Genomic DNA, 21,694 nt, shown 5'->3' with positions numbered 1-21,694 from the left:
CGTATTTGCTAACTTTGATTTACGACGGAATAGTTCTACCGAACCATTCCGCAACGAAACCATAGCCAAGACCGTTATGTGTCATTAAAAACTAACTTCATAATTCAATGAGTAAATACACAACCCTTATCAATATTCTTGACATTTTAAGAAAAGAAGCTCCTGAAGATTATAAATTCTATCATCCTTTAGAAAATGAGATTGACAAATTAAATAATGCTAGATCAAGAGCATATGTTCATCTATTCTTAAAAGTAAAATTTGGACTCTTAAATTTTGAAGATCGAATAAAATTTGTAACAGATGGAATCGATGATGGTGGTATTGACGGATATTATATCGACAAGAATAATAAAGCTATTTACTTTATACAAGCAAAATTTAGAACTAATCAAGAAAATTTTGAAAGTAGAGAAATCAAATATGGTGAACTACTTAATATGGATATTGATAGAATTACTGAAGGAGAAACTAAATATGAAAATGGAAAAAATTATAATGTAAATATTCAAAACTTAATTAAAGAATTGCAAGAAATACCTGATATGGGAAGGTACAAATATGAAATTATTATTCTTGCGAATACAAAAGAGATTTCTCAAAATAAATTAAGAAAACTTTCAGATAGCAATCCTGTTAGTGAATTTAATCATTCCAAAACTTATAAAGAATTAGTTTTTCCAGTGGTAACGGGAACTTTTTATAATCAATCAGAATTAGCGATATCAATAAACCTTTTGGATAAAAACTCCGAAGACATAAGTTATTCTGTTGAAACGGAATTTAAAGATTGTGAGATTTCAGTATTATTTGTCCCTACTATTGAGATTGCAAAAACTCTATACAAATACAAGAATTCTATTTTAAAATATAATCCTAGAAGTTATTTAGATATGCACTCGGGAAGCGTAAATGCCTCAATAGCTAACACAATAGTTTCAAAAAAAACAAATGAGTTTGCTCTTTTTAACAATGGTATTACTATTCTTTCTGACGAAACAGATTTAAATAAAAAAATAGGAAAAAAAGGCATTGGTCAATTAATACTCAAAAACCCTCAAATTATTAATGGAGGCCAAACAGCTTATACTTTAAGTATGTTATACGCTGATGTGATTCAAGGCAATAAATCAATAAGCATTTTTGACAAAAAAGAAGTTTTGCTAAAGGTTATAACCTTTTCTAACGAAGTAGATGAAAAAGGTGAAAAAAAATTAAAATTAATAGAAGAAATCTCCAAAGCTACAAATCAACAAACTGCTGTAAGTGATGCTGATAGAAGGTCAAATGATAAAATACAAATAGATTTACAAACATTGATCTATGATAAATACGGTTATTTTTATCAACGAAAATCAGGCGAATTTGGAGAAGGAATTAGGAATAAATATATAGACAGATCACAAATCATTGATCGAGAGTTAATGTTAAGACTAATTCTAGCAATAAGTCAAAAACCATCTCAAGCAAGAAGAACAGGAAGTAAGACTTTATTTAAAAAGTCAAATTTTGAAAACACACTAAATGATTCAAGCAGATATAAAGAATATGTTTTTGCATTTTTAGTGTATAATCATTTAAACAAAATACAAAGTAAGTTTAAACAAGAAGTAAACAATAAAGATGGTATTATCAACTATGGTTATGCTTTACGATATGGTAAGTTTGCTGTGATTTCATCAATATTAAAACATTACGCTAAATTTAAAGATCAACCAATTGAAACTACAATTGAGAATACTTTAAATAATTGGTTGAAATTTGAAAAACATATTATTTCTGCTCCAGTCAACCAAAGATATTTTCGAGAATTTAAAGATCCTGAAACTGGAGAAAAAAGACAAGTTCTAAATTTTGATGGATACTATAAAGGAGTTAGTATAAACATACAAATTCAACATTTCGATTTTGAAAACGCCACATAACAACGCGTATAGCCAATTGCTCTAGCTGGTTAAGACGACGATCTTTGTGTGCTTTTCACTATATTGTAACTGCGGAAAAATAAACGTGTACTTTTCCGCAACAAACTATACACGAACACGTTAGGTACAATTGCAACTTCTCACTCTTGTAACTTACTCATACTCTCTTTACGTTAGCTTATTTCGGCGAAAACTGATTACTCAAAATTCCTTGCGTTAGCTCGTTTACGGCTTTATGTGCTTACTCTTGCTCACTTTACCTTAGATTGGTTATGGTAACACGTTCTTACTCTATTGTGTTGCAACAGTACATAACAACGTGTATAGTTCATTGCTGATTGTGTGTGTACTCGGAAAATCCTACGGATTTTCCTCTGGTTCGTTTTCTTTTGCTAACTTAGTTCTTGCCAACGCAACTAACCATACACGAACACGTTGTAAGTAATTTGACCAAACATTTATGCTGAATCGAATTTTAATTTTGATGACTATTTTTTTATTGAATTCTTGCTCTTCAAAACATAAAGTAGTTCCTAAACCTATTTTAGTGAAAACTAGTGTTGAAAAACCAATATTAATTAAAAAAACAAATTCAGATTCCTCTGAACAAAAGGTAATTTACCATTCTATTTTAGTCGGAACATATGATAAAAGACCCTTAATAATAGAAAAATGGAATAATAATGGCTCTAGCAAAAAACAAATAAGAGAAACGATTGATAAAAAAAATAGAGTTACAAAATTAGAATTTTTAAGAAACGATAAACTATCTGAGTTTGGCTATTTTCCAATAGCGAAAGTAACTTATGAGTATTCCGAGAATAAAATTATTGAAACTGCATACGACAAATACGAAGAAACTCTTTTTGTTGACAAACATGTAGCGCATTATCAATCAATTTATCATTTAAACAAAAATGGGTTTATTGAAAAAGTAGAAAGAATTTCTGATTTTAAAAAGAGAGATTCAATCTGGTCTGAACTTAATATGTCACCACCTTCAAATGCAGAATTACAAGAAGAATCTAAAGAATACCAATTATATTATTATTCTGGTAAACCAATTGAAATTGAATTTTACAAATATTCTTACTCAAAATTAGATGGAATATATCCTGTTTCAAAAGATTATATTGTTGAAAAGGACTATCAGGAAAAATATATTTTCTATTGGATGGAAAGAGGTGTTGAACAAGGCGTGAAGAAGTTGAAATCTGAATAAAAACTACTTACAACAACGTGTATAACTAATTACTAGTACAGCTTGCACTCGGAAAATCCTGCGGATTTACCTAATGGTTCGTTCTCTTTTACTATCTTAGACATTGCCTACGTAACTAACCATACACGAACACGTTACAAGCAATTGCTCATTCTCACTCAAACTCAATTTATCTACTTACTTATACTCTCTGTACGTTAGCTTGGTTGTGGCAATACGTACTTACTCAAATAGCAAAACGTGAGCTACTTACAACTAAATGTGATTACTCTTGCTCGTTTATTCCTAGCGTCCTTGAGGCAATACGTGTTTACTCTTCTGTTTCGCAACAGCATATAACAACGCGTATAGTTCATTGCTCGGAAATTCCTATCGGAATTTCTGTCGCTTCTGAACAATGGGTTCGCTCCTATTTGCTATCTTAGTGCAGACGCAACGAAACCATACACGAACACGTTGTACAACATATAAAGAACAATTATTAAATGAATGATGAAACAACAAAATCTACTAATGACAATGTTAAAGTTGAGTCTAATAGTTCTTTCATTGAGTTTTCCAAATACATACCGATAGTATATCCCATTTTTGTTTTCTTAGGCTACATCAATTATGATTTTTACTACAGGAAGTTTAATATTGACATTTTCAATTATTTATCTATAAATGAATTTCTGTTTTCATTTATTTCACTTATTTATCCAATAATTTTTCTCTTTGTATCATATTTATCTATGAATGCATACAATGAATTCATGATTGGTGATATAAAACTTAAAAAGCGAAAAAATGAAGATGACCAAAAGGAGAAAAAAGATAAAGAAAACCATATTGAAAACTATGAACTTAAAAAATCAATTTTTATAAGTAAATATAAAAAGGCAAAACAAGATTGGAATAAAGGGAAACATCTCAAAGCTATAGGTAATTATGTTCTAATGGTTTTATTATTTCTCTTATTCATAATTACAATTTTTCTACCCACTTTCATTTTGTGGTATGGATTTACTATAATTATATTACCTCTTTACTCTATTACAAGCCTAAAAATAAAAGAACCAAGTTATTTAAATGAACCTCGTTTGCTTGTCACTGTTATTTTAATATGCTTTATAGCTGTTGGTGTAGTATTAGGAATAAGGCATTTAAAAGGTAAAATGACAAAAAAATCTTTTAGGTTTTATTTAATAGCCATATTTTTTATAGTTATAATATCAACATTGATGCAATATCAAAACTTGAGAAGCTATAATTTTATTCATCAAAAAGCTACTAAAGAATTATGCTTTGTATACGAAAATCAAAATATAGAAACTACTGAAAATAAGAGATTACTTGGAATTACAGCAGATTATATCTTTTTAAGAGATCATGAGTTAAAAACAAATTACATTTATAAATTGAGTGAAGTTCGTTATTTAGAAATTTTACATTTGGAGAGAGATTAACATTTTATAAATTAAAATACGTTGTACAACAACGTGTATATTTAATTGCTTGTTCTGTGTGTACTCGGAAAATCCTACGGATTTTCCTCTGGTTCGTTTTCTTTTACTAATTTAGACATAGCCAACGCAACTAACCATACACGAACACGTTACCTGCAATATGAAGCAAAGATTATTAGATAGAATAAATGGAATAATAGGAAGTATAGATACTTACGAATCTACGATTACTAAAAAACCTAGAGTTATTTCTGGACGAAGAACTTTTACTACAGAATATGACACCGAACTTTACTCACAAATAAAGTCTTCATCTCTTTCTCTAATTTTAAATCTTTATGGAAAAAATCACCCTTATTATCTAGAATTTAAAGGGAATCACTCTCATCATTCATATAAAATCCTTCGTGGTATACTTAACGCAATAAAATTTGAAATAGCCAATGATTGGCTAGCATCAATAAAAGGCTTAATTTCTGCAGAAATCTTCTCTGATTTTCTTGAAATGAGTGAACATTTATTGAGTGAAAATTATAAAGATGCATCGGCTGTTATGATTGGAAGTATTTTGGAAGAACATATGCGGCAATTATCAACTTTTGCTGGAAACCCTATAAGAGATGCCAAAGACAGACCTAAAAAAGCAAACTTAATTAATGCTGAACTAGCAAAATTAAGTGTCTATAATAAACTTGATGAAAAAAACATTACTGCTTGGTTAGATTTACGGAACAAAGCTGCACATGGAAATTATTCAGAATATAATAAAGATCAAGTAGCATTAATGCTCAATTCTGTACGAGATTTTATCTTAAGGAATCCATTGAAATAATACAGCAGGTAACAACGTGTATAATTAATTGCTCTTCTGTGCGTACTCGGAAAATCCTGCGGATTTTCCTCTGGTTCGTTTTCTTTTGCTAACTTAGTTCTAGCCAACGCAACTAACCATACACGAACACGTTGTATGCCATTTGAGAAAACATTCTGCATTAAAGAAAAATGATATTTACTTCTGACAAAGATTATAAATCAACCAAAAAAATAAAACAAGGGATTTCAAAAATCAAGGATGAATTTGAGCCACTTGCGAAATGGATTGATAAAAAATATAGTGTAAAAACACTAAATTTAGTCTTTGATTTCATGGATAATAACAAGTCCAATCCACGATTACAAGTTTGTCTTGAATATGCAAAAGACAAAGGGAAATTTATGGATAATCGGACTTATAATTTTGACAAAACCAAGCAACACGAAATTGCGAAAAAATTTGGAGAAATAACATCAAATTATGAATTGAAAAATAAGCCGAATTGGATTAAAAAACTACTTGGACTGACTTATAAATCAAACAATCTATTTGTTTACTTCTCTGACTTTGAAACAATAGCAAAAGATGAGGCAAATAAAAATATACCTGATAAAGAAATTAAAAAGCTGAAATCGGAAATAAATAATCCAGAAATATGGATGATTGACAGAAGATTTAATAGTGCGACAATTTTTTTATACACAGATGAGCAATTAAAGAAATACCAAGATTCTGAATTACATAAAAAATGGAATGAACAATATTTTGACATTCTAAAAAAGTATGACGAATTTGGATATTTTAAGAGAGATTTTTATTCAATTTTTTTGGATAGTAAAGAGAATTTTGACACGAATTATGAAAGTAATTGGTACTATTACTATAAATAAAAAACGGCATACAACAACGTGTATAATTCATTGCTAGTACTCGCCTACTTACGAAAATCCTCGCGGATTTTCTATTCGGTTTGTATTTGCTAATTTAGTTGCTGAAACACGCAACGAAATCATACACAAACACGTTGTGAGTAATATGAGAAAACCTTTGTATTTGATAATTCTACTTCAATTTCTCACATACTCGTGTGGTGGAACAAAATATAAATGTGTCAAATTAGAATCGATTGAAAAAGTTTCAACTGAAATTCTAACTCGAAGTGCTGACTCGATTGCGGAATTACGAATGTTAGCTTGGAAAGAAAAAGATGAAGCTGAAAAAGAAGGTCTAATACTTGAAATCAATTTTCAAAATTCAATTTATTTTGAACAAAATTGTAATTCAACTTCTGATTTAGAATCTTCGTATCACATGATTGGATCAATGCTAAAATATGATAAACTGAGAATCCAAATTATTGGAAATTCGGACTCGGTTGAGAATAAAACTAATTCGAATATATCACGCGAACGTGCAGAATTTATTCAAGCTGTATTCATAAAGAACGGAATTAAAAAAAATCGAATAGAATTGATAGACGGGAAATCTGATAGACCATTTGGTCTGCAAACAGAAAACGGAAACAAAGAAAACAGAAGAGTTGATTTTGTATACATGACTGAATAAAATACTACTCACAACAACGTGTATAGTCAATTACTCGTTTTGTGTGTACTCGGAAAATCCTGCGGATTTTCATCTGGTTCGTTTTCTTTTGCTAATTTAGTACTAAACTAAAACAACGAAACCATACACGAACACGTTAGGCAACATTTCAGCACAACCAAATTAAATTATCAACATAAATTCTAATGAAGAAAATAATTTATAAAAATGAGTATGAAGCGATAATTAAAGAAATAGAATTGCCAGTGGATGAATACTATTCTGAACCAAATGATATTCAAGGGAAATATAAAACTCGAGAAATTTATAAAAATGAAAAACTCAACGAGTATATCATTTTCAACGAAAGCAATAAAAGTCGAATCGAAATACTCAACAATGTAGGTTTACAGGAAGTAAAATTTGTTTTAGGACAGCGAGAATTCATAGGAGAATTTAGACATGAAAAGTTATATCACTATAACAGCGATAAAATTTTAGAAACTATTGTGAATTCAGTTTATGATTGTGAAAACAATGTGATAGTTTCAAGTTTTACTGATGATATTGAAAATGAAATCCCATACTGGAATGGAACTTCTAAATACTACTATGATAAATCAATTAGAGTTGGCGATTCACTATTTGAATGTCACTTTAACGACAATGGCGAATTAATTCCTATAACAATTGATGTAGAAGAATTAGGCTTAGGTGATCATGATGGAACTTGGATCTATAATGATGCAGACGGAATTGAAGATTTAATGAGAATATTTAATATGCCAAAGTTTCTTGCTGAGTTTTATGTTAGTTCAGAAATAATACCCAATAAAAACGTTTCCTAACAACGTATATAAAAAATAGCGGTTTAATCGCTTAATCTAAAGAAAATGAATAAATTAGAGGTCATTGTTAAATTGAAAAAATAGTGCATAAAATCCGCTACTTTTCATATACAAGACCGTTGGCAATAATATTATGAGAAACCGTAGGAATATTAATAATCGTAATCGATTTTCGATAATTTTTCCAATTTTATCAGTAATTGGCATATCGCTTATTTTAATTTCCACATCTGGTTATGAAAAAAGTTGGTCTTTCAATTGGGATGGAATAAGAACAGAAATAAAAGATTCTATTAGTGTCTATAAACATCAATCTATCTCAAGCAGAATCGAAGGAAATGGAAAAGACTTATCAATTATAAGTAGAGTTTGGATTATTAATAATGCGACTGAATCTGAATTAATTAAATTAACTGATTTTCCAAGTGGAACTATTAAAGCAGTTGCTCACGAAGGACTTATACGAAGAAAGAATTTTGATAAAAAAACGGAATATATATTGAAAGCTATTAGAGACACTACTGATTTGGTTTATTACCAATCAGGTTGTATCGGAACAGCTATGACACTAAATAAATATGTAAGCAATTACGTGCTGAATATTGCTGATGACGTGCCTCCATTTCCTCCAGATTCAACTTCAGACTTTGGATTATCGGAAACTGATAAAGAAAAAATACTTAAGGAATATAAAAAATATCCAAAATTTGAACATTAAATACTATGCACAACAACGTGTATAACCCATTGTTTGCTTTGTGTGTACTCGGAAAATCTTACGGATTTTCCTCTGGTTCGTTTTCTTTTGCTAACTTAGTTCTTGCCAACGCGATCAACTATTAAAGCTAGTAGATTTTTGCTCGACATTTTGAAAAAATGACGCCAGCAAAAACGAACTAGGGAAAATAATCACCGAAGGTAAACCATACACAAACACGTTGTAACACATATGAGAAAAACATTATCGTCCATATTAATAATTCTATTTATCCAATTTAGCTTTGGACAAAATATCGAGCATTTTACGAAAGAAAACTCTGAATTGACAGATGATGACTTTTGGTCAATCGCAGTTGATAAAGAAGGAAACAAATGGCTAGGAAGTGCAAAATCTGGACTTATAAAATTTGATGGCGAAAATTTTACAACTTTTGACGCCAAAAATTCAGTTATTAAAGGAAAATATATTTCCCCAATTTTTATCGACTCAAAAGATAATATTTGGGCATCATTTTCGCAACCAGATGGTTTAGCAAAATTTGATGGAAAAGATTGGACGACTTATTCTTCAAGCGAAATCAAATTATCTAAAATTTCAATCATCGATATAACAGAAGATGAAAACGGAATAATATACTTTGGAGGTTCAAACGGACTGACTTCTTTCAACGGAACTGAATGGAATAAAATCAAACTACCGAAAAGTGTCACAATAAGAGCATTGGCTGTCAGAAACGACAAAGAAATTTATATTGGCCACAATAACGGACTTCTAATTTATAAAAACTCAAAATGGCAATCTCTAACAACCGAAAATTCTGAACTACAACAATATGTTCGAGCTTTAAGATTATATGATGATAATGAACTTTATATTGGTTATGGAGGAAATATAACTGGTGGTTATTCAATCCTAAAAAATGATAAATGGAATCACGTGAATAAAGATAATTCTGATTTATCAAATAATATGGTTAGAGATATAGAAATCGATGACGACGGAAATTATTGGTTGGCGACAAACGATGGGCTGAATATTGTATCAAAAGACAAAATACAATCTATATTTTTCCGACAAAGAGGAAATGCAATTTTAGATATAGCAATTGAAAATGATATTGCGTGGATTGCTACGAATTATGGATTATTTAAAATAGAACTATAAATACGTGTTACAACAACGTGTATAGCTCATTGCTGTTCAGTTGCTTAAGTCGAAGTCAAGGCGTATTTGGAAAGTCGCCAAATTTTTAAATTTGATGATTTCCAAGAAAGAAGATAAATAGTAAAATTTAAAAATCTGGCTTGTGCTCAACCGAAAAACATTCGCTAATTTGCATGCAACGAGCCATACACAAGACCGTTGGCAGTAAGCTCGAAAACTAATTATGGATAACGGATTATTACTTATTATAACTTTTTCTATTCTTCTACTTGCACTAATCGTTTATTTTATCTGGCTATCTAAACGAAAAAAAAGACATGTTGAAACTTTAAAATCAGATTGGAATAAATTTGAAAAAGCACTCAATAATGAGCATATAAGTGGAATTATAAAATACGGAACGGAATTAATATGGAATGAAAACTTGACGGATTCACAAATGAAAAAAATGAAAGAATCTGTTTATCCTCTAGCGGAAAAACATGCAGAATTGGAAAATCTAAAAAATTTGATATATAATAAATGGTTAGATTGGAATAGAGACTATGTTGGAACTGCATAAGGTAAAAAGCCAACAGCCAACAACGTGTATAATCAATTGCTAAGTTTGTGTGTACTCGGAAAATCCTACGGATTTTCCTCTGGTTCGTTTTCTTTTGCTAACTTAGTTCCAGCCTACGCGATCAACTATTAAAGCTAGTAGATTTTTGCTCGACATTTTGAAAAAATGACGCCAGCAAAAACGAACTAGGGAAAATAATCACCGAAGGTAAACCATACACGAACACGTTGGCAACAAGCTGAAAAATGAAAAACCTAACATTATTTGTCGTTCTATTTTTAATTTTTAGTTGTTCTGATTATGTTGAATCTGAAAAAAAATCCTTGGATGGAAAATTCTCTGTAATTGCAAAAGTAAATCGGACTGACAAAAATGCGGAATTTTATGCTGAACCTATTTTTGAAATTTATAATTCTAAAAAACAACTGATAGCAAAAATTGAGTCTGGAGCTGGAGATTTTAGCAGATGGGAAGTTGGTTGGAGTGATATGGACAATTATTTACTTCTTAACTCAAGTGATATTGGAATTAAAGCTTGGAAAGTTGAAGATAATGAGGTTACTGAAGTTGAACCTTCAGCAGAATTATATTCGCAAGCCCATTATTTATTTCAAGATTAAAAAGCAAATTTCCTGATTATAAAACCATTTGGAAAGAAATATAAACCAATAAAAAGCCAGTTGCTAACAACGTGTATAATCAATTGCTTGGTTCTCGCCTACTTGCTAAATCCTACGGATTTTCCTCTGGTTCGCTTTCTTTTACTAATTTAGACCTAGCCAACGCAATCAACTATTAAAGCTAGTAGATTTTTGCTCGACATTTTGAAAAAATGACGCTAGCAAAAACGAACTAGGGAAAATAATCACCGAAGGTAAACCATACACTAACACGTTGGCAAACATTTGAGACATGAGATACCTGAAAATAATATTTGTTCTTTTTTTAGTTTTCGGTTGTCAAAAAGCGAATAAAAAACACATCGCAATTGGAACTTGGAATATATGCCATAAGGATGGTAATTATTCCGAATATAAAATAACAGACAAGTATGTCATAAATCTAACAACAGTATCCGATGAAGTTTGGCTTTTTCAAAACAAGATCACTGACAGCACATTAATTTTATCGAAATTTAAAAATGGACTTGGACTACTCATAAATAACGACACACTTGTTACAATTTCTCAATCTAAAAGTAAAATTATTTTAAAAAGCACTTATAGCTGGGACAAACTTGAACTAAACAAAGCTGAATTTGATTATGATGAAATTGACTCTACAAATTTAAAAATGTGGAAAAGCAAAACTCTATCTGAATTTAAAAAAAGGGCAAAATTAGCAAGTTGTCCTGACCTAAGAACCGAAGAAGAGAAAGTAATTCCCACCTTGAATTTGGACGACATTGAGGAAGAAGAAATACCAATTGGAATAATAGAGAACTAAAAAACGTTAGCCAACAACGTGTATAATTCATTGCTCGTGCAATGATTACTCGGAAAATCCTACGGATTTTCCTCTGGTTCGTTTTCTTTTGCTAACTTAGTTCTAGCCAACGCGATCAACTATTAAAGCTAGTAGATTTTTGCTCGACATTTTGAAAAAATGACGCCAGCAAAAACGAACTAGGGAAAATAATCACCGAAGGTAAACCATACACGAACACGTTGTAAAACATTTGAGTGAACAGAATTCCAATCGACATATCGAAATCTAAAAAAGCTGGAAAGCTGATTACTAGACAATGGTTTCTCGAAAAATTATTCGAATATTTACTTCCATTAATGCCTGTTGGAATGTTTCCATTTGTAGCGATAATGGAGTTCAATTCGAACTTAAACAACGACGAACCAATTGGACTTTCTCTTGCGTTTCTAATTTTCACACTAATAATTGGAGGGTTTATGATTTACTCAATTTTCAATGTGTATAAATTAAAGCGGATTAAAGGAGTATCGAGAGGAAAAAACTCTAATCTAATTAAAAAGATTGCGAAAAAAAATGAATGGAATATTTCAGCGAATAATCAACAAATATCAATAATCAATTTTTCTTGGCAAGATTCTGGAACTGATTGGGGAAAACAAATGACAATACTTTATGACGAAAAAGATATTCTTGTAAATTGTATTTCGTTTGGACTTTTTTCAAGCCCTTCACCTTTTCATTGGTTTGCGAATAAAAGAAAAATAAATAAACTGAAAACGGAATTTGAAAGTGGAATTAAAAACGTTTTACAACAACGTGTATAGTTCATTGCTCTGAAATTCCTATTCGGAATTTCCTAGTTGCTGAACAATGGTTTCTCTCCTATTTCATATCTTAGTACCAATCGCAACGAAATCATACACGAACACGTTAGTCAACATTTGAAAACTGTCACTAAAAATAACCTCGAACAGAATTTAAAAGAAGCCACTTCTTCTCTATTAGAAATGGCAAGAAATTCTTGTTGGAATAAAATTTCAGATAATACGAGTTACATTATTTCGGAAATCAAAAATGGTGAACCGAATCGAACTGAACGAAAAAAGGCAAATGATAAAAAGATACCTAAATCACTCGGAAAAATAACGACTGAATTAAAAGCGTTTTATGAAAATCTGTACGATATAAACTTGCACATATATAAAAGCAAAAAGGACAAGACAATAATTGAAATTCAATATTATCCGAAATCATCTCTAGAATCTGACTTTTATGAAACTGTAAAAAATAATGACCCAATGCTGCATTGTAAAATTGGACTTCCAAATTATCGAAGAAATGACACAAACAAATTTGATGTTAATTGGGAATTGGGTGGAATTCGTTACGAATGGAATAGTTTTCTAGGTAAAATTCGATTTAAGATTTGGAAATATAAACAAGAAGGAAAAATTAAATTGCGGAATAAAAATGTTGATTAATTTGATATTTTAAAAGTACTTCAACAATTAAACACTTTAAACTTTTTATGAAAAAACGGATAACAGCACTACTGATATTTTCGATTTTGCTCATAATAATATTTCCATTGATTTATATTTTTGACAAGGAAAGTTTAAAAGATCCAGATGGTAATGGTACTATTGCAGCAACAGTAACAATTATTACTGGTTTTTTCGGAATTCTAATTGATTATTTATTATTCAAAACAATTAAAAATAAATTGACCCTAAATCTAATAGAATTAGTATTAATTGCTGGATTTGTATATTTATGCTGGCCGAATAAATAACGTTGGGTAACAACGTGTATAGTTAATTATTTGTTCAGCTTGTACTCGGAAAATCCTGCCGATTTCCCTAATGGTTCATTACCTTTTACTATCTTAGACCTAGCCAACGCAACTAATCATACACGAACACGTTAGTCAACACTTAACAAAACATTGAACATTAAACTACGAAATATTAATTGGACTAAAAATAGTGGTATTCTTATCATCGGATTTTGTTTGATTACAATGTTATTAGCACAAATAGTTAAAGAATATAGAGGAACTTGGATTTATAGGTATGGAGCACCAACTTTACTACTTGCATTTTATGGAGCTGTGTTTCTCTCTTTTATTAATACTATTGTTTTATTTTCAAAACATAAATCTGACTTGAAAAATAATCTGATTTGGATTTTTTTAAGTGCAATTCCATTTTTATATATTGGAATAATGATGATAATCGCAATGAATCAAACTCTTGAATAATGTTCTGGAAAAGAAAGAAAAATAAATCAAAGGAATTTAAATGCTCAGAATGTGGAAATGTTCATTCGGAATGGCCTGCTTTAGCGTTTAAATCACCTGCGAATTACGACTTTCTGTCCGATAAAGAAAAAACTGAACTTGGAAAATTAGAATCGGACTTTTGCGAAATTCATTACGAAGACCAAATTGACCGCTTTATAAGAGTAACGCTTACTCAAAAAGTAAAAGACGCTTGTGAAACTTTGGAATACGGACTTTGGGTATCATTAAGTGAAAAAAGTTATTTAGATTATAAAGAAAATTACAATAATCCAAATCACGAAACTGGATATTTTGGTTGGTTATGTAGCAATATTCCAGAATATGGAGCTACGTCTTCTATTCCTTGCGATGTAATGACAAAAAATGAAAATGATAGACCTGAAATTTTTCCACACGAAGATTTTGACCATCCATTTGTTAGAGATTATTACAACGGAATTTTAAAAACAGAAGCGGAAAATAGAATAAACGAAATGACAAAAAACGCTGGGTAACACCGCATATAATTTATTGCAAGTTCTAGCCTACTTACGAAAATCCTCGCGGATTTTCTATTCGGTTTTATTTGCTAAATTACGTGCTAAACCAACACAACAAACCATACACTTACACGTTAGCCATAATTAAACCAGACAATTGAAAAAAGCCATCATAATTTTATTTATAGGAGTAATAAGTTGCAAAGACACTAGTACAAATTCGAATATTACAACGGAATTAAATGAAACGGAAAGAATTCAAATCGAATTACCTGTATTAAGTAACTGGAATGAACTTTATTCTGACGAGCTAGTTAAAAATCGATTTGAAGAAAGCTCAAACGATGGAACAACAATTATTGGTGTCTATTTAAATAATGAAACAGCAAAAAAAAAAGACAGTATAGATTCCATTGATTTTACTGATTATTCTTTGTTATTTATAAGAGACGAAGAGCAAAAACGAAAAATCAAGGATGCTGATTTAAAAAAAATTTTTGACATTCAAATCAATAAAGCATCAGTAGAGGAAATTGAAGTTAAAGATGCCATTAATAAAACATATTCTGACTCAACATTTATTACTGCTGACAAACCATATTTACTTCAAGAATATAGCAAAAACCCAAAAATATATTCTGCAATTAAATTAATAAAACCATATTCAGACGACCATAATTACATAGTAGTTTATGTATATAATTTAATTAATATCAAAAACCACCTTGTTTATGGAGGTTACTATCTTGATTTTAATGGAATAGAATCTATTAAAAATGCTCGACTGAATAACGATTTAATTATGTCTGAATTTATTAAAGCAAATCAAAAATAACTATGGCCAACAACGTGTATATTTAATTGCTCTGTTGGTTAAGCAAAAGAAAAATTCCTACCTTTAATCAAAATCAATACAGCGGAAAATCCTCGCGGATTTATCCGCAACCAACCATACACGAACACGTTGGCACTTATTATAAATTCATACTTACTACGACAATTTTATTAATAATTTAACTACTTGTGCTTACTAAATGACATAGATTTGAATTTAATTTAAAGCCTAGTTGAAATGACAATAAAAAAACTATGTATATTTTTTTCTATATGCTATTTCTGCACAAATATATATGCACAAACAGTAAATAATTTAGGGGTTAATTATACAATTCATTCAAAAAGTTTAAATGAAGATCGACAAATTCAAGTATTTGTCCCTGAAAGTTATAAAACAACAGATAAAAAGTACCCAGTATTATACATCTTAGATGGTCAAAGGTTATTTCCTTTTGGAGTAAGCCTTTTAAAATCTAATACTCATTTTCAACTGACGCCAGAATTTATTATTGTAGGAATTACAAACAAATATCCTGATAGATTTGGGCATTTTATTGATATAGAAAAAAGATTCTTAAAATTTATCGAAGAAGAAGTCATTTCTTATATTGACAATAGCTATCGAACTTCTGATAAACGTATATTATTTGGTTGGGAATATGGTGGAAGTTTTGTAGTTCAGACAATGATGGATAAACCAGATCTTTTTGATGCTTATCTTGCCGCCAGCCCTTTTCCTTTGGACAATAAAATTGAAGAACTAGATAATTTTCTTTCAAATAATCCGAGAATTAACAACATGTTATATTTTTCAGTAAGTCCATATGAAAACCAAGTTAATATTGGAACCAAAAAATTGGATAGTTTGCTAAAATTGAAAGCTCCTAAAACACTGAATTGGAATTATAAAGAATTAGAAAATGAAGAGCATCTTTCTACACCTTATTCAACTATTTATTTCGGTTTAAAAAAGTTTTATGGCTACTATCCAGAATTACAATTCAATAGTCTTGAAGAATTTACAAAAGCAGGCGGACTAAATTATGTTAATGAGTATTACAAAAAAAGAGCTTTAGATTATGGGTTTTCAAGTAACCTTTCCGATTGGACAATGTTCAGTTTAACAAGAAACGCGATAAGAGCAAAAGACTATAATCAATTTGACATATTTATAAATGAGTTTAAAGAAACAGGGTTTCTTGAAAGAATAAGAATAAATCGTTCTTGTTTAATTGCAGACTACTATTTAGAAAATAAACAATACGATAAGTCCATAGAGATATTTAGTCTCCTAGCAGATAAATATCCTAATTCAGAATTACCACTCATAGGATTAGGAGATAATTATAAATCACTTCTGAATAATAAAAAAGCTTCTATGTATTACAGAAAGGCTGAAAAATTATTTAAAAATAAATCTAACTAAATAATAATAACAAGAGCCAACAACGTGTATAAGTTATAGCGATTTGAGTTTATATTCAAGTCGCTATTCTTTTTTATTTTGTAATTTACTTTCCGAAAAGTATCGCAAATAAATTCGCTACTACTCATACACAAACACGTTGTACACAATTTCCAAAATCGTAACTAAAACTATATGAATCGTAACTTCTTTTACATCTTAATTGCATTATCAATTTTATCATGCAAAGATTCCTCATTACCTAAAACTGATTTAAATAATACCGAACAGATTGTTATTACAAATAAAGAATTCAAATTTGAAAAAGCTGAAGCCTTAAATGACGAAGCAGTTAATTATGGTAAAAAAGGGTTCAGTGAAAAAGCTAATAAAATACTCTTGGAAGCTCTTGAAATTGAACCAGATAATGCGACAATACTAAGTAATTTAGGACTAGTTAATAGTCACTTAAAAAATCATGATAACTCAATTTTATATTATCAACAAGCACTAACAATTTCTGATTCAACTTATTTATCAGCTGGAACAAATTTAAGTTTGGAATACTTTAATATTGGAGAATATCAAAAAGGAATTGAAATTGCGGATTTCGTTCTAAAAAACACCCGAAATAAATATGAGGAAATTGGAGCAAGAATTCATAAATCATTCAGTTTAATTAGTAAGGGCGAGTGTGAAAAGGCAAAAATTGAATTAAAAATAATTAAAAGTTATGTTAACGAAATTGACAACTTAGAATTTCAAATAAAAATCATTGAAAATAAATTAAAAAACTGTGTACAACAACGTGTATAGTTAATTACTCGTTCTGTGTGTACTCGGAAAATCCTAGCGGATTTTCCTCTGGTTCGTTTTCTTTTACTAATTTAGACCTAGCCAACGCGATCAACTATTAAAGCTAGTAGATTTTTGCTCGACATTTTGAAAAAATGACGCCAGCAAAAACGAACTAGGGAAAATAATCACCGAAGGTAAACCATACACGAACACGTTGTACAACATTTGTAAAACCGAATAATAAGCAATAACTATGGATGATGAATTACTTAATCTTTTTTCAGAATTTCCTTCACTTAATGAACAGGAAATAAAAGCTATTTCTGAGAACATCGTAGTACGTACTTTTAAAAAAGGAACAATCTTACTTAAAGAAGGACAAGTTTCGAAAGAATGTTATTCCGTTTTAAAAGGATGTATTCGACAGTATTACATAATTAATGGAGATGAGAAAACAACAGCATTCTTTATTGAAGGTGAAGCTGTAGCTTCATTTTCAAGTTACGTAAATGAAATTCCATCTAAGCATTATTTAGTTTGTGTTGAAGATTGTTCATTAACAGTTGGAACTAAAGAAAAGGAGATAGAAATGATTTCAAAATTCCCGAAACTAGAACCCATAATTCGTTCAGAAATGGAAAAAAATGCTGGTAAAGCTCAAGAAGAGCTTTCATTTTTTATTACATCTTCTCCTGAAGAACGATATATTAATTTAATAAAAAACAGACCCAAATTACTTAATCGAGTTCCTCAACATCAAATTGCTAGTTTTCTTGGTATAAAACCCGAGTCATTAAGTAGACTTAGAAAAAGAATTCTATCTAAGAAAGAATAGACGTCATTATCACTGTTTAGCATCGTATAAATAGATAGCAGCAGCTTTAGCCATTTCTCTCTGATTGTGCCCCACACCAGCAACAATTACTAGTTTCCAATTGAATTTCGCATTTAATATTGTTGCCATTTCTTTACTGTCGTTATAAAAAAAAGCTCCTCTTGCTAATCTATGTGTACCTTGCTTATCTGTAGTTTTTGACCTTAAAATCTTGCCTCCTTTTTCACCTTCATTGTCCAATTCACCAAGAAAAACTACTAATTTTTTTTTGAAAGATTTTTTTAAATCTCTCTTTGTAATACCCGAATTTTTTATTCCATAAGGAAGGGTAGTATTCATGCTAGAAAGTGTATATGACCCAGCATTCGAAGCAAGAATACGATTTGCTTTAGAATTAGGATGAATCAAAGCAAATCGATGCAAAATTTGTCCACCAGCAGAATGTCCAAACATATCATATTTTTTTTGCTTAGATTTTATTGATTTTTTGGCAATCATAAAAATTCGATCAAAATCAGGATAAATCCATAGACTTGCATCTGTATTTGGCTTAAATTTTACGATATCCTCATCCATAAAAACTTGATTGGAATTCTTTTTAAAAGTAATCCCCTTTCTACTCCCTAAATTCTCGACCAAACCTCCTAAATGATACCCTTCATAAGCATATTGTTTTTCGGGATAGGATGGAGAAAGTATCAGTATATTATACTTTTCTGAAGCTTCTATCCAAGAATCGCGATAATCATCTCCATTTCTTCCTGCTCCAGGAATAACCATCAAAATTTTTGATTTAGGCGTTAAATTTTTTGGCTTATGATAATACACAGTAATAGTATCATTCTCATGTCCCTTACCTCCTTTAATGAAGAAAGAGCCTGAGCCTTCATCAATTTTTATTATCTCTAATGATTTTTTTTGTGCATGTATACAATTGATAAATCCAATACATGCTATTGTAATATAAGTTAGTATTTTACTATTCATAATTTGTTACCTTATGTTGTTTTTATTTGATTGATATTCGGATTTCTAAAATTTATCTTTTTAATCAAAAGCCAGAATGTAAAGGCTAATTCTCCAAAAACAGCTATCACTAGTAATACTATATTTGCAATAGAAACCATCTCATTGCTAATTAGCAATAATTTTATCATACTATCACTAGCATAGCCTATACTTCCAACCATCATTAATATCCCTAAAAAGCAAGGAAAATACTTAGACTTGAATATTAAATAGCCAAGTGCTATCAAATGAAGTGCAAAGAATAATTGCCAAATATATTCTCCAAATTTATGTGCTTCCATAAAAAGAAGAATTATTGAATCAATCTCGTTAGCTTGCAATCCATTTAAATAGTCTGTTTTTTCAAGAATTAATAAAGGAACTAAATAATTAACAAGGTTTATTCCCATAATTATACTCATCGCGAATCTTGCGAAAGTTGCAACCATGGCAATTGTGCTACTCACAACCTTAAATAATCTATAAAGCAGTACTGTCAGTATTATTTCAAATATTAAAACAAAAATATCACCTACTATTCCTAAACGAAACAAATCTATATTGTCAATAATATTTTGAGTCGTCATCATTCCATCACCAGAAACAAAAATCTCGTTTGGCATATAAGCAATACTAAAACCTCCAGTTATTGCAATAAGTAAATAGATAAGGCCTGTAAGTTTTAAATACGATTTTGAACCAACTTTCATTTTAATTTGTGAGTTTCTTTATCATTTCTTGAGCATAAGAATTGTTTGCATCAAGAGCTACAGCTTCTCTGAAAGCAACTAATGCCTTTTTAATATTTCCTTTATTATAATAAACCTGTCCCAAACTATCCCATAGATTACTATCGTTTGGAAATAATTCTATATTTAGTTCTGCAAACAATATTGCATTATCAAACATATAGTTCCTTGAGTATAAACCACTCAAGCGATTTAAGTAGAACGGTTTCGTAAGTTCGGAACCAAATTGTTCGATAATTTTTGATTTTAATTCAGCTAATGAACCTTTAAATTTTTCCGAATACTCCAAAAGCGAACTCACAAAATCAGGTTCAATGGGTTTTGGCGTATATGTTTCATCAAATAACATTTTATCAACCCACCATCCAATACCTCCAATTTTTGTAGTAAACGCATTAGTTCCATAAATAATTAATATATCTTCCTTTGGAAACCATCTATAATCATAGAAAAAAGTCCCATTGCTTCCATCATGAGCTATCATTTTAGTATTTCTAGGTGATTGGAAAACCACCCATCCATAAGAATAATAACTCGTCTCTCCTTCAAATTCAAGAATATAAGGTTTGGTCATTTTCTCAACAAGTGCCTTAGATAACACATTATTAGATGTTAAAGCTTGATACCATTTATACATGTCTTCTTGAGTAGAATGGATTCCACCATTACCCATTACAACCCAAGAAACAGCATTATCTTTTTTATAACGCTCTATCATAGTACCAATGTTCATTACATTATAACTATAACCTTTTGCAATAGACATATCGCTCCATTTAGGTAATAAATAACCTGTATGTTTCATGCCTGCTGGCATAAACAAATATTGATTTATATATGATTCATAAGATTGTCCAGATACTAATTCAATAATTCGCGATAAAATACTATAACCAGCATTGGAATATTTATGCTTTGTTCCAGGTTCGTGAGTTAGTTTTGTAGAAAAGAGTTCTTTGAAATAGTCTTCTGTTGATATAATGTCAAAATCACTCTTTCCTATCGCTCTAATAATTCCTGCTGAATGTATTAGCAATTGATGAATTGTAATCTTCTTTTTATCTTCTGGAAGATCCTTGAAAAATTCACTTAATGAATCTCCTACTTTTAGCTTCCCTTGCTCCTCCAGCTTTAGAATAGCTGCAGCAGTAAACTGCTTCGAAACCGAACCAATATCAAAAACTGTGGTTGGTGTATTTAAAATTTCGTTTTCCTTATCAGCAAAGCCGTATCCTTTATTGAGGATGATTTTTCCTTCCTTATAAACTAAAACAGTTCCAGATAGTCCTTTAGAAACACCAGCAGTTAAATAATTATCTATTCTTTGCTTAATTTCATCATTTCCTTGAGTAGATTGTGCTTTAACATATTTTCCATTTCCAATAATCATTAAGAAAAGGAACATTACTTTTATATTTTTCATCATTTTTAATTTATAGTGCAAAACTCCTATTTAAATTAAACACATTCATTGACTTTAGTTAAGAAGTGAAAGACGGATGAAAATAAAAACGTTGTACAACAACGTGTATAATTAATTGTTGGGTTCTCGCCTACTCGGACACGAGCGAAGCGAACTGGCGTAAGCAAAATCCTGCGGATTT

The 21,694-nt window shown here is 30.1% G+C and carries 24 protein-coding genes; 21 read left to right on the top strand and 3 right to left on the bottom strand.

Annotation, left to right across the window (positions count from 1 at the left end; genetic code table 11):
- The first annotated feature begins 107 nt into the window (after positions 1-107).
- The 21 genes from Q0787_RS14190 to Q0787_RS14090 all read left to right on the top strand — a co-directional run bounded on the left by Q0787_RS14190 (position 108) and on the right by Q0787_RS14090 (position 18,333).
- Positions 108-1,925, top strand: coding sequence for an AIPR family protein (locus Q0787_RS14190; RefSeq protein ID WP_298903501.1), 1,818 nt, complete (start codon positions 108-110; stop codon positions 1,923-1,925).
- Positions 1,926-2,472: 547 nt separating this feature from the next.
- Positions 2,473-3,147 (top strand): hypothetical protein, encoded by a 675-nt coding sequence (locus Q0787_RS14185; protein WP_298903500.1) that lies wholly within the window; start codon positions 2,473-2,475, stop codon positions 3,145-3,147.
- 485 nt (positions 3,148-3,632) lie between these two features.
- Positions 3,633-4,595: a hypothetical protein gene (locus tag Q0787_RS14180; protein ID WP_298903499.1), complete on the top strand. Its 963-nt coding sequence runs from the start codon at positions 3,633-3,635 to the stop codon at positions 4,593-4,595.
- A 160-nt stretch (positions 4,596-4,755) separates the two neighbouring features.
- Positions 4,756-5,427: a hypothetical protein gene (locus tag Q0787_RS14175; RefSeq protein ID WP_298903498.1), complete on the top strand. Its 672-nt coding sequence runs from the start codon at positions 4,756-4,758 to the stop codon at positions 5,425-5,427.
- 170 nt (positions 5,428-5,597) lie between these two features.
- Positions 5,598-6,299 (top strand): hypothetical protein, encoded by a 702-nt coding sequence (locus Q0787_RS14170; protein WP_298903497.1) that lies wholly within the window; start codon positions 5,598-5,600, stop codon positions 6,297-6,299.
- Between the two features lie 163 nt (positions 6,300-6,462).
- The gene (locus tag Q0787_RS14165) at positions 6,463-6,975 is read left to right on the top strand and encodes an OmpA family protein (protein WP_298903496.1); all 513 of its coding nucleotides are present in this window, start codon (positions 6,463-6,465) and stop codon (positions 6,973-6,975) included.
- A gap of 185 nt (positions 6,976-7,160) precedes the next feature.
- Positions 7,161-7,802, top strand: a complete 642-nt coding sequence (locus tag Q0787_RS14160; protein ID WP_298903495.1) for a hypothetical protein — start codon at positions 7,161-7,163, stop codon at positions 7,800-7,802.
- 133 nt (positions 7,803-7,935) lie between these two features.
- On the top strand, positions 7,936-8,520 hold the full coding sequence (locus Q0787_RS14155; protein ID WP_298903494.1) for a hypothetical protein: 585 nt from the start codon (positions 7,936-7,938) through the stop codon (positions 8,518-8,520).
- A 231-nt stretch (positions 8,521-8,751) separates the two neighbouring features.
- Positions 8,752-9,687 (top strand): two-component regulator propeller domain-containing protein, encoded by a 936-nt coding sequence (locus tag Q0787_RS14150; RefSeq protein WP_298903493.1) that lies wholly within the window; start codon positions 8,752-8,754, stop codon positions 9,685-9,687.
- Positions 9,688-9,910: 223 nt separating this feature from the next.
- Positions 9,911-10,249 (top strand): hypothetical protein, encoded by a 339-nt coding sequence (locus tag Q0787_RS14145; protein WP_298903492.1) that lies wholly within the window; start codon positions 9,911-9,913, stop codon positions 10,247-10,249.
- Between the two features lie 245 nt (positions 10,250-10,494).
- Positions 10,495-10,869 (top strand): hypothetical protein, encoded by a 375-nt coding sequence (locus Q0787_RS14140; protein ID WP_298903491.1) that lies wholly within the window; start codon positions 10,495-10,497, stop codon positions 10,867-10,869.
- Positions 10,870-11,161: 292 nt separating this feature from the next.
- A complete protein-coding gene (locus Q0787_RS14135; protein ID WP_298903490.1) occupies positions 11,162-11,695 on the top strand; it encodes a hypothetical protein in 534 nt (177 codons plus the stop codon).
- A gap of 236 nt (positions 11,696-11,931) precedes the next feature.
- Positions 11,932-12,501 (top strand): hypothetical protein, encoded by a 570-nt coding sequence (locus tag Q0787_RS14130; protein WP_298903489.1) that lies wholly within the window; start codon positions 11,932-11,934, stop codon positions 12,499-12,501.
- Positions 12,502-12,618: 117 nt separating this feature from the next.
- Entirely contained in the window at positions 12,619-13,158 is a 540-nt protein-coding gene (locus Q0787_RS14125; protein ID WP_298903488.1) for a hypothetical protein, read from the top strand.
- 47 nt (positions 13,159-13,205) lie between these two features.
- Positions 13,206-13,469, top strand: a complete 264-nt coding sequence (locus tag Q0787_RS14120) for a hypothetical protein (RefSeq protein WP_298903487.1) — start codon at positions 13,206-13,208, stop codon at positions 13,467-13,469.
- A 153-nt stretch (positions 13,470-13,622) separates the two neighbouring features.
- Positions 13,623-13,937 carry a hypothetical protein gene (locus tag Q0787_RS14115; protein WP_298903486.1) on the top strand — a complete coding sequence of 105 codons (315 nt, stop codon included), beginning with the start codon at positions 13,623-13,625 and terminating at the stop codon, positions 13,935-13,937.
- Positions 13,937-14,473: a DUF2199 domain-containing protein gene (locus tag Q0787_RS14110; protein WP_298903485.1), complete on the top strand. Its 537-nt coding sequence runs from the start codon at positions 13,937-13,939 to the stop codon at positions 14,471-14,473. The genes Q0787_RS14115 and Q0787_RS14110 overlap by 1 nt, the downstream gene beginning before the upstream one ends.
- 142 nt (positions 14,474-14,615) lie before the next feature.
- Positions 14,616-15,293 (top strand): hypothetical protein, encoded by a 678-nt coding sequence (locus tag Q0787_RS14105; RefSeq protein WP_298903484.1) that lies wholly within the window; start codon positions 14,616-14,618, stop codon positions 15,291-15,293.
- 237 nt (positions 15,294-15,530) lie between these two features.
- Positions 15,531-16,721 (top strand): alpha/beta hydrolase-fold protein, encoded by a 1,191-nt coding sequence (locus tag Q0787_RS14100; protein ID WP_298903483.1) that lies wholly within the window; start codon positions 15,531-15,533, stop codon positions 16,719-16,721.
- Between the two features lie 174 nt (positions 16,722-16,895).
- Positions 16,896-17,516 (top strand): hypothetical protein, encoded by a 621-nt coding sequence (locus tag Q0787_RS14095; RefSeq protein ID WP_298903482.1) that lies wholly within the window; start codon positions 16,896-16,898, stop codon positions 17,514-17,516.
- A 235-nt stretch (positions 17,517-17,751) separates the two neighbouring features.
- On the top strand, positions 17,752-18,333 hold the full coding sequence (locus tag Q0787_RS14090) for a Crp/Fnr family transcriptional regulator (RefSeq protein ID WP_298903481.1): 582 nt from the start codon (positions 17,752-17,754) through the stop codon (positions 18,331-18,333).
- Positions 18,334-18,342: 9 nt separating this feature from the next.
- Here Q0787_RS14090 and Q0787_RS14085 read toward each other — a convergent pair whose 3' ends face one another.
- The 3 genes from Q0787_RS14085 to Q0787_RS14075 are packed head-to-tail and all read right to left on the bottom strand — an operon-like array spanning position 18,343 to position 21,516.
- On the bottom strand, positions 18,343-19,320 hold the full coding sequence (locus Q0787_RS14085; protein ID WP_298903480.1) for a hypothetical protein: 978 nt from the start codon (positions 19,318-19,320) through the stop codon (positions 18,343-18,345).
- Between the two features lie 11 nt (positions 19,321-19,331).
- Entirely contained in the window at positions 19,332-20,051 is a 720-nt protein-coding gene (locus Q0787_RS14080; protein ID WP_298903479.1) for a DUF4386 domain-containing protein, read from the bottom strand.
- 1 nt (position 20,052) lies between these two features.
- The gene (locus Q0787_RS14075) at positions 20,053-21,516 is read right to left on the bottom strand and encodes a serine hydrolase (RefSeq protein ID WP_298903478.1); all 1,464 of its coding nucleotides are present in this window, start codon (positions 21,514-21,516) and stop codon (positions 20,053-20,055) included.
- Positions 21,517-21,694: the final 178 nt, after the last annotated feature.

The organism is uncultured Psychroserpens sp. (assembly GCF_947492715.1).
In the GTDB taxonomy this organism is placed as follows: Bacteria; Bacteroidota; Bacteroidia; order Flavobacteriales; family Flavobacteriaceae; genus Psychroserpens.
This window is presented reverse-complemented; position numbering and strand designations above follow the sequence as displayed.

Bases quoted from the DNA above. Each gene is read 5' to 3' on its own strand.
- Q0787_RS14145 (WP_298903492.1), top strand. From the start codon at position 9,911: ATGGATAACGGATTATTACTTATTATAACTTTTTCTATTCTTCTACTT.
- Q0787_RS14080 (WP_298903479.1), bottom strand. From the start codon at position 20,051: ATGAAAGTTGGTTCAAAATCGTATTTAAAACTTACAGGCCTTATCTAT.
- Q0787_RS14150 (WP_298903493.1), top strand. From the start codon at position 8,752: ATGAGAAAAACATTATCGTCCATATTAATAATTCTATTTATCCAATTT.
- Q0787_RS14170 (WP_298903497.1), top strand. From the start codon at position 5,598: ATGATATTTACTTCTGACAAAGATTATAAATCAACCAAAAAAATAAAA.
- Q0787_RS14110 (WP_298903485.1), top strand. From the start codon at position 13,937: ATGTTCTGGAAAAGAAAGAAAAATAAATCAAAGGAATTTAAATGCTCA.
- Q0787_RS14180 (WP_298903499.1), top strand. From the start codon at position 3,633: ATGAATGATGAAACAACAAAATCTACTAATGACAATGTTAAAGTTGAG.
- Q0787_RS14135 (WP_298903490.1), top strand. From the start codon at position 11,162: ATGAGATACCTGAAAATAATATTTGTTCTTTTTTTAGTTTTCGGTTGT.
- Q0787_RS14085 (WP_298903480.1), bottom strand. From the start codon at position 19,320: ATGAATAGTAAAATACTAACTTATATTACAATAGCATGTATTGGATTT.
- Q0787_RS14160 (WP_298903495.1), top strand. From the start codon at position 7,161: ATGAAGAAAATAATTTATAAAAATGAGTATGAAGCGATAATTAAAGAA.
- Q0787_RS14075 (WP_298903478.1), bottom strand. From the start codon at position 21,516: ATGATGAAAAATATAAAAGTAATGTTCCTTTTCTTAATGATTATTGGA.
- Q0787_RS14120 (WP_298903487.1), top strand. From the start codon at position 13,206: ATGAAAAAACGGATAACAGCACTACTGATATTTTCGATTTTGCTCATA.
- Q0787_RS14175 (WP_298903498.1), top strand. From the start codon at position 4,756: ATGAAGCAAAGATTATTAGATAGAATAAATGGAATAATAGGAAGTATA.
- Q0787_RS14095 (WP_298903482.1), top strand. From the start codon at position 16,896: ATGAATCGTAACTTCTTTTACATCTTAATTGCATTATCAATTTTATCA.
- Q0787_RS14190 (WP_298903501.1), top strand. From the start codon at position 108: ATGAGTAAATACACAACCCTTATCAATATTCTTGACATTTTAAGAAAA.
- Q0787_RS14155 (WP_298903494.1), top strand. From the start codon at position 7,936: ATGAGAAACCGTAGGAATATTAATAATCGTAATCGATTTTCGATAATT.
- Q0787_RS14090 (WP_298903481.1), top strand. From the start codon at position 17,752: ATGGATGATGAATTACTTAATCTTTTTTCAGAATTTCCTTCACTTAAT.
- Q0787_RS14100 (WP_298903483.1), top strand. From the start codon at position 15,531: ATGACAATAAAAAAACTATGTATATTTTTTTCTATATGCTATTTCTGC.
- Q0787_RS14140 (WP_298903491.1), top strand. From the start codon at position 10,495: ATGAAAAACCTAACATTATTTGTCGTTCTATTTTTAATTTTTAGTTGT.